Annotated in this window: 12 protein-coding genes and 2 pseudogenes; 9 read left to right on the forward strand and 5 right to left on the reverse strand. The window is 74.3% G+C overall.

All coding sequences use genetic code 11. The features are described from left to right. Positions 1-255: 255 nt before the first annotated feature. Both ACIO5E_RS11310 and ACIO5E_RS11315 read left to right on the forward strand, forming a co-directional pair. Complete coding sequence (locus ACIO5E_RS11310) at positions 256-600, forward strand: ArsR/SmtB family transcription factor (RefSeq protein ID WP_400666050.1); 345 nt, start codon at positions 256-258, stop codon at positions 598-600. A gap of 44 nt (positions 601-644) precedes the next feature. Continuing rightward, positions 645-800 (forward strand): DUF6126 family protein, encoded by a 156-nt coding sequence (locus ACIO5E_RS11315; protein WP_400666052.1) that lies wholly within the window; start codon positions 645-647, stop codon positions 798-800. 13 nt (positions 801-813) lie between these two features. Here the strand turns inward: ACIO5E_RS11315 and ACIO5E_RS11320 are convergent, their stop codons facing one another. Further along, the gene (locus ACIO5E_RS11320; protein WP_400666054.1) at positions 814-3,339 is read right to left on the reverse strand and encodes a cytochrome P450; all 2,526 of its coding nucleotides are present in this window, start codon (positions 3,337-3,339) and stop codon (positions 814-816) included. Between the two features lie 353 nt (positions 3,340-3,692). On the opposite strand from ACIO5E_RS11320, the gene ACIO5E_RS11325 reads away from it, so the two are divergent. The 4 genes from ACIO5E_RS11325 to galE all read left to right on the forward strand — a co-directional run bounded on the left by ACIO5E_RS11325 (position 3,693) and on the right by galE (position 7,548). Then, positions 3,693-4,427, forward strand: a complete 735-nt coding sequence (locus ACIO5E_RS11325; protein WP_400666056.1) for a sigma 54 modulation/S30EA ribosomal C-terminal domain-containing protein — start codon at positions 3,693-3,695, stop codon at positions 4,425-4,427. A gap of 102 nt (positions 4,428-4,529) precedes the next feature. Further along, entirely contained in the window at positions 4,530-4,967 is a 438-nt protein-coding gene (locus ACIO5E_RS11330) for a hypothetical protein (protein WP_400666058.1), read from the forward strand. An 839-nt stretch (positions 4,968-5,806) separates the two neighbouring features. Beyond that, complete coding sequence (locus ACIO5E_RS11335; protein WP_400666059.1) at positions 5,807-6,430, forward strand: hypothetical protein; 624 nt, start codon at positions 5,807-5,809, stop codon at positions 6,428-6,430. Positions 6,431-6,531: 101 nt separating this feature from the next. Further along, positions 6,532-7,548 (forward strand): UDP-glucose 4-epimerase GalE, encoded by a 1,017-nt coding sequence (gene galE, locus ACIO5E_RS11340; protein WP_400666060.1) that lies wholly within the window; start codon positions 6,532-6,534, stop codon positions 7,546-7,548. Positions 7,549-7,670: 122 nt separating this feature from the next. Here galE and ACIO5E_RS11345 read toward each other — a convergent pair. Then, positions 7,671-7,775, reverse strand: a pseudogene (locus ACIO5E_RS11345) (transposase); the annotation flags it as partial. A gap of 20 nt (positions 7,776-7,795) precedes the next feature. Here ACIO5E_RS11345 and ACIO5E_RS11350 point away from each other — a divergent pair. Further along, positions 7,796-8,542, forward strand: a pseudogene (locus tag ACIO5E_RS11350) (RNA-guided endonuclease InsQ/TnpB family protein). 5 nt (positions 8,543-8,547) lie between these two features. Here ACIO5E_RS11350 and ACIO5E_RS11355 read toward each other — a convergent pair. Beyond that, on the reverse strand, positions 8,548-9,240 hold the full coding sequence (locus ACIO5E_RS11355; protein ID WP_400666062.1) for a transglycosylase SLT domain-containing protein: 693 nt from the start codon (positions 9,238-9,240) through the stop codon (positions 8,548-8,550). 88 nt (positions 9,241-9,328) lie between these two features. Continuing rightward, complete coding sequence (locus ACIO5E_RS11360) at positions 9,329-9,535, reverse strand: antitoxin (RefSeq protein ID WP_400666063.1); 207 nt, start codon at positions 9,533-9,535, stop codon at positions 9,329-9,331. A gap of 256 nt (positions 9,536-9,791) precedes the next feature. On the opposite strand from ACIO5E_RS11360, the gene ACIO5E_RS11365 reads away from it, so the two are divergent. Both ACIO5E_RS11365 and ACIO5E_RS11370 read left to right on the forward strand, forming a co-directional pair. Then, entirely contained in the window at positions 9,792-10,367 is a 576-nt protein-coding gene (locus ACIO5E_RS11365) for a DUF6542 domain-containing protein (RefSeq protein ID WP_400666064.1), read from the forward strand. Continuing rightward, complete coding sequence (locus tag ACIO5E_RS11370) at positions 10,360-11,958, forward strand: LCP family protein (protein WP_400666066.1); 1,599 nt, start codon at positions 10,360-10,362, stop codon at positions 11,956-11,958. Before ACIO5E_RS11365 ends, ACIO5E_RS11370 begins: the two co-directional genes overlap by 8 nt. A 45-nt stretch (positions 11,959-12,003) precedes the next feature. Here the strand turns inward: ACIO5E_RS11370 and ACIO5E_RS11375 are convergent, their stop codons facing one another. Beyond that, positions 12,004-12,456: a hypothetical protein gene (locus tag ACIO5E_RS11375; RefSeq protein ID WP_400666068.1), complete on the reverse strand. Its 453-nt coding sequence runs from the start codon at positions 12,454-12,456 to the stop codon at positions 12,004-12,006. Between the last annotated feature and the right edge of the window lie 57 nt (positions 12,457-12,513).

A 12,513-nucleotide genomic window follows, 5' to 3' on the forward strand; every position in this document is an offset into this window, starting at 1 on the left:
CGGCCGAGTCCGGGAGTTGGCAGCGTCCCGGGCTCGGCTTCCGGCGTTCCCCGCGCCGCCCTGGAGGTGATGCGGCGCGCCCGGGCCGGGCTCGGCCGGTGCGGCGCGCCCGGGGCCCCGCCGGGACGGCCCGGCGGGGTGCCCGCTGTGACGACTTGAAGAAATCTTCACCTGTCGCGATGATGCTTGCCGGCCGCCGGTGTGGACGCGCGGCCGGACGCCCACCGAGCCGTACCCGAGGGAGAGACGCGGACGATGCCGGTCCCGCTGTACCAGGCCAAGGCGGAGTTCTTCCGCACCCTCGGCCACCCGGTCCGGATCCGGGTGCTGGAACTGCTCCAGGACGGGCCCCGGCCGGTGCGCGAGCTGCTGGCCGAGATCGAGGTCGAGCCGTCCAACCTCTCCCAGCAGCTCGCGGTGCTGCGCCGCACCCAGCTGGTCGCGGCCACCCGTGAGGGCAACACCGTGGTCTACGCGCTCAGCACCCCGGACGTGGCGGAACTGCTGCGCGCCGCGCGCCGGATCCTGACCGAGCTGATCACCGACCAGGGCTCGCTGCTCACCGAGCTGCGCGCCCCCGGCGGCCGGCCGGCGCGCTGAGCCCGCGCCCGACCCGGCCGACCGACCCGAGGAGAACCCCCGCCATGAGCGAGAGCACGCGCCGGAGCACGAGCGACAGTACGAACGACGAGAAGCGCAGGCGCAAGGCCATGCTCATCCGGGCCGGGATCTACATCTTCGCCACCCACCTGTTCGCCGGTTTCGTCCTGCTGCTGTTCGCGCTCGGGGGCCGCCACTGAGCGACCCGTCCGCTCAGCGGCGCGGGCGGTCCGTCACGAGGTAGCGGTCGCTGGTGCTGGTCCAGGCCTGGACGCCCTCGACGAGCTCCCGGGTGCCGTCCAGGTACCAGCGCCCGGCCGGGTGGCGGCGCCGCAGGTCGCTGCGCAGGGCGTCGTTCTCCCGTCGCAGCCGGGCGACCCGGGCGCGGACGGCGGCGACGGCCCGGCTGCGGGTACAGCCTCGGATCCGCTGCAGGGTGAGGACGGTGTTGAAGGCGGCCGCGCTCTGGCGTTCCTCCCGCTCCAGCGAGTACAGGTCGTTGATCAGCGTGGCGGCGTCGGCGGTGTTGGCGCGCAGCCGGTGCAGTGCGGGCTCCGCGTGGAGTGCGGCGGGGGCGTCGGCGCCGTGGACCCGTTCCAGTATGTTCGTGAACGGGTAGAGGCAGCTGCTGTGGCGGCGCAGCCGCATGGTCTCGGGCAGGCCGAGGGCGGGGACGGTGCCGCGGGCGCGGTGCCCGGCCTCGGTGGGGAAGGTCTCCAGGCAGGCCTGCCACTCCCGGGCGGCCCGGGCGCACCACTGCGGCGACATGCCCTGGGTCTGGCGCTCCCACAGGTCCCGCCAGGCGGCGAGCAGCCGGCCGTCCGGGCCGGGCGTCGGGATGCCGTGCGGGTCGCCGGTCGGGAGGCCCGTCGGGCCGGAGGCGTCCGGTCGGCCGCCGGCGGCGCCGTGCAGGACGGCGATCAGCGGGTCGACGACGGCGCGGGCCTCGGCGGGGCGGTGCCCGGGCGGCCCGTCGAAGCGGTCGTCGAGGATGGTGAACCAGCCCAGCATGTCGACCAGCAGGTCGAGGTCGGCGCCGCGCGTCCGCGGGAAGGCGTGGCCGATCAACTCGTGGAGGGCATAGGCCCGGTAGCCGGGTAGCTCGGCCGGGGCGAGCAGGCCGCGACCGACCGCCCAGTCGGCGTGCCGCAGCGCGGCGGTGTGCAGTTCGCCGGGTCGGCGCGCAGTCCGGGATGGGGTGGGTGCCGGGGTGAGGTCGGGGACGCGCACCGGACAGCGGCCCGCCGGCGGGGCTTGGACGGCCGCGCGGTCGGCCGGGGGGCCGTCGGGGCGCGGCGGCCGGGCGTCGCGCGGGTCCAGCCGGACGCGCAGCCCGTGCGCCTGGACCGTCGTCCAGACCACCTCCCGGGCCCGCGCGCCGGGGACGGCCACCGGCCGCCAGCGGCGCAGGATCGCGGCCGCCGCGACCGTCAGCTCGGCCCAGGCGAAGGCCTCCCCGATGCACTTGTGCTTGCCCGCTCCGAACGGGAGGAAGGACTGCCGCCCGGCTCCGCCGCCGCCCTGCCAGCGCTCCGGACGGAAGCGCAGCGGCTCCGGGTAGCGGTGCGGGTCGCGGTGCAGCGCGGTGAGGCTGTAGAGCAGCTCGGTGCGGGCCGGGATCCGGTACGGGCCGAGCTCCACCGGCACCTGGGCGGTGCGCATCAGGAAGGCGTTGGGCGCGTGCAGCCGCACCACCTCCTGGGTGACGCTGCGGGTGTAGGTGAGCCTGGCCAGCGCCTCGGGGGTGGGGACGGCGCCGGCCGGCAGGTGCTCGTCGAGTTCGGCGAGCACCCTGGCCTCCACCTCGGGGTGGCGCAGGAGTTCGTCGAGGAGCCAGGTCAGCGTGGTGGAGACGGTCTCGGTGCCGGCGCCGAACATGGTGATCGCCTCGGACCGGACGTCGGCCTCGGTGAGCGGGCGGCCGGTGGCCGGGTCGGTGGCGGCGCGCAGCAGCGCGGGCAGGGTGCCGCCCCGCCCGGTGGAACCGGTGCCGCCGGCGGCCGGTGCATCGGTGCTCCGGGCGTCCGTCGGCCGTCCGCTGACGGCCTGGTCGACGACCCGGTTGAGCACCCGGACGGCGGCGTCGAAGCGCCGGTTGACCGGCAGTGGCAGCCGGGCGAGCGCCGGGTGTGGGTAGAGGGACTGGACGATCTGGCCCTTCACCATGTCCGGCAGCGCCCGGTGGAAGGCCAGCGTGGCGTCCTCGCTGAGCCGGGCGTCGAACAGCGAGCGGGTGACGATCTCCAGCGCGAGGTGGTTCATCTCCTTGGCCACGTCGAGGACCTGTCCCGGGCGCCAGCGCCCGGCCCGCTCCTCGGTGACCTGGTGCATCACGGCGACGTACTCGGCCATCCGGTCCGGGCCGAAGGCGGGTTGGACGACCCGGCGGCGGTCCCGGTGGGCCTGGCCCTCGGACATCAGGAGGCCGTCGCCGAAGGCCGTCTTGAGGGTGTCCTGGACGGCGCCGCGCGGGCAGTCGTAGGCGAGGGCGACGAGCAGGGTGTGGACCAGCGAGGCGTCGGTGACCACGCAGACGGTGCGCGGCCCGAGCCGGATCCGGACGACGCCGCCGTACCGGGAGAGCGAGCCCAGGAATCCGAGCGGGTCGCGCAGCAGGGCGGCCGCGTGGCCGAGGCCGGGGAGCGCGCCGGGGGCGAGCGGGGGGACGGCCGCGCGGGCGGTGTGGGGCGCGGGCGGCGCGGTTCTCGGGGGGGCGTTCCGTTTCCGCGTCTCGGTCATCAGGGTCATGACAGTGCCTCTCATCGCAGGAGCTGGTGCGGACGGTACCGGGGGAGGCGCCGACAGGCCGGCCGGGAGGTCGGGGGCGGCCGGCGCGGACCCCGCGTGCACCTCGGCTGGAGGGGGCGCACGTCATGGCAAACGCGCCGCTTGGACGGGCGTTGCGCCGAACGCGGGCGGATCACTCCAACGGCCGATCACCCGGGCCCGCTCGGACTACCCCCGGGGAGGGCGCTGACCTGCGGCGACGGCCCCGCCGAAAAGATCCGCGCCGGGCCTTGCGGGCAGGGTCTTTGGACCCTCGCCGCCCGGCCGCGCGAGGTCCAGCATGGTCCGGGAGAAGGAGGACCCTGATGACCCGTCTGCGCCACCGGCCCACCCTCGACGTCCGGGTGGAGATCCGCGGCGAGCTGCCGCGCGAGGACGCCGAGTACGCCCGGGCGCAGGCGCTGGACACGGCGGCCGGACTCGGCCCCTGCGCCCGCGCGCTGCGCATCCGGCTCACCCGTACGCGCGCCCGGACGGTGACCCGGCCCGCCCTCGCGCAAGCCGACGTCGACCTGGCCGGCGCCGGTCCGGTCCGGGTGCAACTCGCCGCCGTCACCGCCCGGGAGGCCGTCGACCTCACCCTCGGGACCCTCGCCGGCCGGGCCGTCCGGCTGCGCGAACAGGGCGACATCGGACTCGCCGCCGTTCATGAGAGCGCCTACCGCCCGCAGTACGCCGCCCGCCCGCTCGCCGAACGGCGGATCGCCCGGCGCAAGGAGGTGGTCCTCGCCCACCGCACCCCCGAGCAGGCCGCCCGCGAACTGCTCGCACTGGACCGGCGGTTCCACCTCTTCGTGGACGCCACGACCGGCCGGGACAGCCTGGTCCACCGCTGCCCGCTCAGCGGTGCCCTGGAGTGCGGCGCCGCCGGGGCCGACCCCGCGGGCCCGCTCGACCTCCCCGAGGCGGCCCGCCGGCTCTGGCTGACCGGCGCCCCGTTCGTCTGCCACACCGACCCCGGCGACGGCCGCGCCCGGGTGCTCTACCGCCGCTACGACGGCCACTACGGCCTGATAACGCCGGTAGCGGACCGCCGCTGACGGGCAGGACACCCACCGGGGCGGGCCCGCACCGCCCCTGACGGCCGCGAGCGCCACGACCGTCACGACTTCCACGATTTCCACGACAGGGGAACCGGGACCATGGACTGCGACGACGTCATGCTGACCGTCCGGATCACCGCAGCCGAGCGCGCGCTGCTGCGGGACCTCGCGCGCGGCCACGGCGGGGACGTCTCCGAGGTCGTGGTGGACGGCCTGCTGGAGGTCATCCCCGCGCTGCACGACGACGCCTCCGCGCTGCCGCTGCGGCGTGTCCTGGCCAGGCCCGGCCCGTGCGCGCTGACCCTCTGGCTGCCCGCCCCGGTCGCGGACCTGCTGCCGCTGCTGGGCGAGCGGATCGCGCGGACCGGCGGCCCGTCGACCGGGCCGGCCAGCGCCGCGCTGTCCGCCGCGCTGCGGCTGTGGCTCGCCGGGGACCGGGACGGGCTGGCCGCCGGGCTGGCCCGGCTGCACGGCGGCTGCGCCGGCGGGCGGGCGGCGGTGCGGCCGGGGCCGGGGACGGTCTGGGCCGCTGCCTGACGATCCGTCGGCGCATGGCCCCAGCTGGCATGTCCTGGGCGGGAATCGGCCGGCTCAAGGCTCTGGACCCTGTCCGGCCGTCGGAGCCCAGGCCCCGGGATTCCGGCCGGGTGGCCGCCACCACCCCCGTGCCGGGGAGCGCACACCCCCCGATCGCGCTCCCCGGCACTGTCGTGTCCGGGGTCGTCCACAGGTGCGGGAAACGTGATTTCGCAAGAGGTTTCTGTTATCCCCGCCCGCCCTCCTCGGTCTCCGGAGTGTCGGACGGCCCGAGCCCCCGCTCTCCGGGGCGCCCGGGCCCTCGCGCGAGGAGAGGAACGCGATGGGATCCCGGACCACGGAGCTTCGCCGGCGTCGACCCCGACGCCCGCCGGCGGCCCCGTCGCGCCGTCGACCCGCTCCGCGCCGCCGACTCCGCCCCCGGCCTCGGGGGCGACCTTCCTCGAGTGACACACAGTCACATCAGTTGAGATGTCGCGGGGTTGATCGGAGTCGACCGCTCCGGTCACAGTCGGCTGCGAGGTCCGAATCGTCGGCGCGTCAGGTCCGCGCGCCGGACGGTGCGTCGCGCAGCGGCGGCAACTCGCCTCCTGTGTCGACGGGTTCACTTTCGCGGCGAACGACGGCGCGCTGGTTCTCGGGCTCGGCGACCGCTGGCACTACGGTGGTTGGCTGTTGGAGCTGCAGCAGTCGAACGGTCGGACGTACCTGCACCGGTCGCCGCTGAAGACCTCCTGAGACCGCCCGGGGCGCCGGGTGCGGGCGCCGCCACCACCCGGTGGCGTCCGCACCCGGCGCCACCGCTTCCCGCCCCTCAGCCCTCACGAGGATTGCCCGCCATGCGAACCCGCCCCCTCGTCGCCGCCCTCGCCCTCGCCGGTGCGACCGTGCTGCCGGCCGCCGCACCGGCCGCCGCCCAGGGCGACACCGTCCACCTGGACGTCTCCGGCCAGCGGAACGGCCACGTCAGCACCGTCGCCACCTGGGAGAACGACCACGACCCGGTCACCGGGGAGTTCGTCGGCACGCTCGCCGCGGCGTCCTCGGACGGGCGCACGGTCGGCCCCTGGCGCCTGGTCGCCGTCCCGGGCGAGGCGGGGACGTACACCACCCGGGAGATGCTCCCGGCCGGGCACTGGCGGGTGACCGTCGACTGCGCGTTCCCCTCGCCGGGCCACGGCGAGCGCGAGTTCGACGTCGAGGCCCCGGTGATCGGCGACCCGCCGCTGTCGGGGGCCGCGGAGACGACGGGCCCCGCCTCGACCGCGATACCAGCGCCCCCGACTCCGACCCCGACCGTCCCGCCGGCCCTCGACGGCGCCGCCCCGGCCCGTCCCGTCGCCCGTGACACCCCCTCCGACACCATGCCCGACGCCGCCACCTGGGCCGCGATCGGGACCGCCGCCGCGGCCGTCGTGCTGGTCACCACCGGCTTCTGGCTCCGCCGCCGTCCGCACGGCTGAGCCGCCGCGGCCCGTCGGGGGAACCGTCAGGCCCGAACCATCGTCCCAGTGGTCACCGGGCGCCACCGGGCGCCCGGCCGACCGCAAGGGAGCGTCCGCGCATGAAGAAGGTCCTGATCACCGGCGGCGCGGGACTCATCGGCAGCACCGTGGCGTCCGCCCTCCTCGACCAGGGCATCACCCCGGTCATCCTGGACGACCTGTCCAAGGGCCGGGCCGAGTTCGTCGAGGGCCGGGTGTTCTACCAGGGCGACATCGCCGACACCGCCCTGCTCGACCGGATCTTCGCCGAGCACCCGGACATCGACGCCACCCTGCACTGCGCCGCCAGGATCGTCGTGCCCGAGTCGGTGGCCAAACCGCTGTACTACTACCGGGAGAACGTCGCCAAGACCGTCGAACTGCTCGACGCCCTCCAGCGCAACGGCTGCACCCGCGTCGTGTTCAGCAGCTCCGCCTCCATCTACGCGCCCACCCCGGACGCCCGGGTCGACGAGAGCTGCCCGGTCGACGCCAACAGCCCCTACGCGCGCACCAAGCAGATGATGGAGCAGGTCCTGCAGGACTGGACCCGCGGGGAGGGCGCCGAGCGGCAGCGGGTCATCGCCCTGCGGTACTTCAACCCGATCGGCGCCGACCCGAGGCTGCGCACCGGCCTGCAGGACCTCAACCCCACCCACGCCCTGGGCAAGCTGATCGAGGCGCACACCAACGGCACGCCGTTCACCATCACCGGCGTCGACTGGGCGACCAGGGACGGCTCCGGCATCCGCGACTACGTCCACGTCCAGGACCTGGCGGAGGCGCACGTCGCGGCGCTGGTCCGCTTCGACGAGGTGATCGCCTCCGGCGCCGGCGACCGCTACCGGGTCATCAACGTCGGGACGGGCGACGGCACCACCGTGCGTGAACTGGTCGCCGCCTTCGAGCAGGCCGTCGGCGGCACCCTCGACGTCCGCGAGACCGGCCCCCGCCCCGGCGACGTGATCGGCTGCTACGCCGTCGTCGACACCGCCCGTGAGCTGCTCGGGTGGAAGCCGCAGCGGGGCATCGCCGAGGGCGTCGCCGACGCGCTCGCCTGGCGCGCGAAGTGGGCCGCCCGCCTCGGCGCCAACTGACCCCCGCCCGCCCCTCGGCGCGGTGGCCCCGGGCCCGAGAACCCGGGGCTACCAGAGCTAATCGCAGTGCTCCGCTTCAGGCTGGGGGTGGAGCGATTCTGGGTGATGCTCTGACCCGCAGATCAGACGGGGTGGTTCTGTTGCTCGATGTACTGGCGTAGGACGCTTATCGGCGCGCCGGCGACTGAGCCCGCGAAGTACGAGCCGGACCACTCGGCCATGAACCAACTGCAGTACGGTGCTGATCATGCAGCTTCGGTACAGCTTCCGCCTGTATCCGACGGCTGGTCAGCGATTCTCTCTGGCTCAGGCGTTCGGGTGCGCCCGCGTCGTCGTCAACGATGCCCTGCGGGCACGTGAGGACGCGCGGGCCGCCGGGCTGCCGTTCCCCAAGGCAGCCGAGCTGTCCAAGCGGCTGACGGAGGCGACGAAGACACCGGAACGGGCGTGGCTGGGCGAGGTCGCCGCCGTGGTGCTGCAACAGTCGCTCAGGGATCTGGAGACCGCGTACGGCAACTTCTTCGCCAGTCTCAAGGGCATCCGCAAGGGGCCGAAGATAAAACCAAGCGGTTGCCGTTGGGAACCTCGCGGTCAGGGGACTCGCCCGCACGCGCCTGGCCACGTCGGTCCACGACGCCGGTTGGCCGCGTTCCTGAACATGCTGGAGTACAAGGCCGGCCGCCACGGACGCGAGCTCATCCGCATCGGACGGTTCGAGCCGACTTCCCAGGTCTGCTCGCACTGCGGGATCAAGGACGGCCCGAAGCCCCTCAGCATCCGCGAGTGGACCTGCGGGGACTGCGGGACCGTCCACGACCGGGACGTCAACGCCGCCCGGACCATAGCCGAGGCCGCAGGACTTGCGGTCTCAGCCTGTGGAGCGCAGGTAAGACCGGGACTCCTCCCGGCACCGCGCAGTGAAGCAGGAAGCCACCCGGACGCTGCGCCATCCGCGCGCAGCGTGGAGGGAATCACCGGCCTTCGGGCCGGTTGAGGAAGTCAATGCACGGCCGTGCCGGACTTCGCCCAGTTGTCGTGCAACCGGTCGAGGTAGGACTGCGCCTGGGAGCCCACCTTGACCCCGCGGGCGAAGGCCAGCATGTTGCCCGCGCCGGCGTTGTAGCCGAGGGCGAGGAGTTCGTCGTGGTTCAGCGGTGCGGCCGGGCGCGCCGGGAGCTGTCCGGCCAGGTCGTGCAGGTGCCAGGCGGCCGCCTGGATGGCCAGGTTGCGGTCGTCCGGCAGTTCCTCCCACTGGCGGGAGGCGAAGGGGCGGCCGGGCTTGGTGTCGTCGAAGGCGGCGCGGTGCATGTTGGCGATGCCGAAGGAGGCGTCGGGCTTGCTGCGCTGCCAGGCCCGTTCGAGCTCCGGGTCGTGCGGCTTGTACGACTCGTTGTAGAGGATCGCCATCAGCAGCTGCGGGTTGACCCCGGCCTCGGCGGCGTACTGGCGTACCGGGGCCGCGTAGTCGGCGGGGTCGTAGCGCCCGGAGGGTTTCGACGGCGCGGTGGAGGCGGGCGTGGAGGGCGCGGAACCGTCCGGCGAGGAGCCGGTGGTGGTGGTCGCGGTCGGGGCGGCGCCGGAGGATGCCGGGTCGGGGTGGCCGCCGCCCCGGACGATGCCCCACCCGGCCGCGACCAGCACGCCGACGACCAGCCAGCGCCCCCAGCGCGACCCGTTCTGCTCCTCGCTCACCGCTGCCGACCCCTCCCCGTCCGCCCGTGCCTTCGTTCGACCGTGCCTTCGTTCGACCGTCGTACCGGCGATCGTGCCCGGTGGCAGGCTACTCGGCCGGCTTCTGCTCGCCGTCGAGGTTGCGCAGGAAGTCCTTGGCCTTCTCGACACCGGTGTCGATCTGGCCGCTGTACTTGCGGTCCGTCCGGTCGTCGATCACGTCGCCGACCTTGTCCAGACCCTGCCCGAGCACGTCGCTGTGCTCGCGGGCGAGGTCGGTGGCCTTGTCCGCGAGGTTCTTCAGACTCTCAAACATGGTGACGCTCTGCTCCTCTGACGCGTTCCTGATGGTGTGCCGACGTGGCGGGGATCATGACCATCCTAACGACGGCCCACCAGGCGCTTCGCCGTTGCTGGATGACGGCGGGTGACTTTGCTGAAATGGGTTTGTATGCTCCAGCCCAACCTCTACAGCCGTGTAGAAGCTGGGAACCGCCACAGGACGGAACGCGTCCCGGCACGCACGCGGCGCGCACGCGCCGCGGCAGCCGAAACGACCGAGGGAAGTGCGCATGGCCGGGCAGCGGGCGAGAACGCCGTACCAGGACGCGGGACCGCGCACCGACGACCCCGCCCTCCCCGCGCAGCGCTCGCGAGCGGCCGACGCGGCGGAACCCGCCGCACCGCCAGCCGCCCGCGCCCAGCGGGCCGGGGCCTCCCGCCGCCGGCCGCAGGCCCGCCGGGGCGGCGGCCTGCCGGTGGTGCTCACCGCCGTCGGCCTGCCCGTCCTCGGCGGGGTCGCGGACGAGCTCGGCGGCCCCGGCATCGGCGTCCTGTTCGCGGTCGGCGCGGTCAGTGGGACGGGGGCCGCGGCGGCGCTGTGCAGCAGGGCCGGCCGCTGGTGGGTCGTCACCGCCGCCCCGCTCGTGGTGCTGCTCGGCGCCGCCGGCATCGAGTACGTGTGGAACCGGGACGCGTACCAGGGCAAGCAACTCGGCACCGGCGCGCTGCGCTGGGTGGTGGAGGCGTTCCCGGTGATGGCGGCGGCGGTGGGGGTGGCGCTGCTGGTCGTCGCGGTCCGGACCGCACTCGACCGCCGACGACCCCGCAGTGCGGGCACTGCGACCGGAAGGAGCCGTCGTGGCTGAACGCCCCAACCGTCCCGGCCCCCGCCCGCGTGGCCACGCTCCGCGCCGCAGCGCCGCCCCGCTCATTGTCGCCGGACGGACCCTCGCGTGCACCGTCTCCGTCGCCGTCCTCGGGGCCAGCGGCTTCACCTGGTACGAGTACCGCAGCCTCGACGACGGCATGACCAAGTCCACCGCGCTGAGCGAGGCCAAGAAGAACGCCCCGCCGCACCTCGACAAGTCGGTCAACCTGCTGCTGATCGGCCTCGACAGCCGGAAGGACATGGACGGCAACGACCTGCCCAAGCAGTTCGTCGAGGCCGAACTGCACGCCGGGTCCAGCGAGATCGGCGGGTACAACACCAACGCCCTGATCGTCCTGCACATCCCGGCCAACGGCGGCAAGGTCACCGCGCTGTCCGTCCCGCGCGACGACTACGTGCAGACCGTCGGCGCCGACGGCAAGATGCACAAGATCAAGGAGGCCTACGGCATCGCCAAGGGGGCCGCCGAGCAGAAACTCGCCGGCAAGGGGCTCTCCAAGGCCGACCTGGAGCGGCAGAGCCGCGAAGCCGGACGCTCCGCCACCATCCAGACCGTGCAGAGCTTCCTCGACGTCCCGATCGACCACTTCGCCGAGGTCAACCTGATCGGCTTCTACGACATCGCCAAGGCCGTCGAGCCGATCCAGGTCTGTCTCAACCACCCGGTCGACGACCCGATCATCGCCCGCACCGCCACCCACGAGGGCGGCGGCACCGGGCTCAAGCTCCCGGCCGGGATCAGCTCCCTGAACGCTGCCCAGGCCCTGTCCTTCGTCCGCCAGCGCCACCACCTCACCAACGGCGACCTCGACCGCACCCACCGGCAGCAGGCGTTCATCTCCTCCGTCGAGTACCGGCTCAAGCAGCTGGGCATCCTCAACGACTTCGGGCAGATGCAGAAGCTGTTCGGGGTGGTGAAGAAGGACGTCGTCATCGACAACGAGTGGAACATCCTCGACTTCGCCCGGCAGGCGCCCAACCTCACCGGTGGGAACGTCGAGTTCAACACCCTGCCGATCGCCGGGTTCAAGACCGTCGTCGGTCAGGAGGTCAACACCGTCAACGCGGAGCTGATCAAGAAGATCGTCCGGCAGCTGTTCAACCGCGAACCGGCCCCCGTCCGGGCCGGCCCCGCACTCGCCGAGGCCGCCACCGAGACCGCCACCCCCTCGCCGCCCGCCGCGTCCCCGACCGCGGTCAAGTCCGTCGTGGACGTCAACGCCGTCGCGGGCGCCGGCGCGGCCGCCGCCGAGTCCAAGGCCCTCGCCGAACTCGGCTACCAGCCCGGCAGGATCGGCGACGCCACCGCCAGGACCAGGGCCACCACCGTCACCTACGGCAGCGGTGCCAGGGCCGACGCGCAGCAGCTCGCCACCCGCTACGGGGTCACCCCCACGGCCGCCGCGGGGGTCGCCCCCGGCCACATCCTCGTCACCCTCGCCGTCACCCGCACCCCCAGCCCGACCGCCACCGCCTCGCCGCCCGCCGCCGCGGCCACCGACCCCGTCGCAGGCCTGCCCATGCAGGGGCCCGCGGTCAAGGCCGGCGGCATCCCCTGCGTGGACTGACGGCGCGGGGCGGGCCGGTTCGGCGTGCGGCGGCCGAACCGGCCGTCACGGGTGGGGAGTTCCCTCCCGGACGCGCCGGGTGAGGAGGCCGACGACCCACAGCAGGACGGCCGTGGCACCCACCGCGGCGAGTACGTAGGTCGCGGGCATGTCGTCGTTGGGATAGCGGTCACCGACGACCCGGACCGTGGCGGGGTCGTCCGCCGCCGCCTCCAGGGCGACGGTCACCCCGACGCGCGGCTTCCGGAGCCGCTTCAGGCCGAGCGCCGTCGTGCTGTAGGCGCGGTCCCCGACCCGGTACGTGACGGTGTAGAGCCACCCGCCCTTGCGCAGGGCCGCGGCGCTCACCGTCCCGTCCACCCGCAGCGGCGCGGCGTCGATCCGGCCGGCGGCCCGCCACTGCACGGACGCGGCGCCCAGGCTCCAGCAGATCACCAGCAGCGAGACCGCCGCGCCCGCCAACGGTAGGGACCACGCCCGGCGTAAGACTGTCTTCATGGCCCGGACGATACCCGGCCCGCGACGCCTTGTCGGAGGCCGGTGCGAGGATCCCCG

The organism is Kitasatospora sp. NPDC087314, from assembly GCF_044744365.1.
Taxonomy (GTDB): Bacteria; Actinomycetota; Actinomycetes; order Streptomycetales; family Streptomycetaceae; genus Kitasatospora.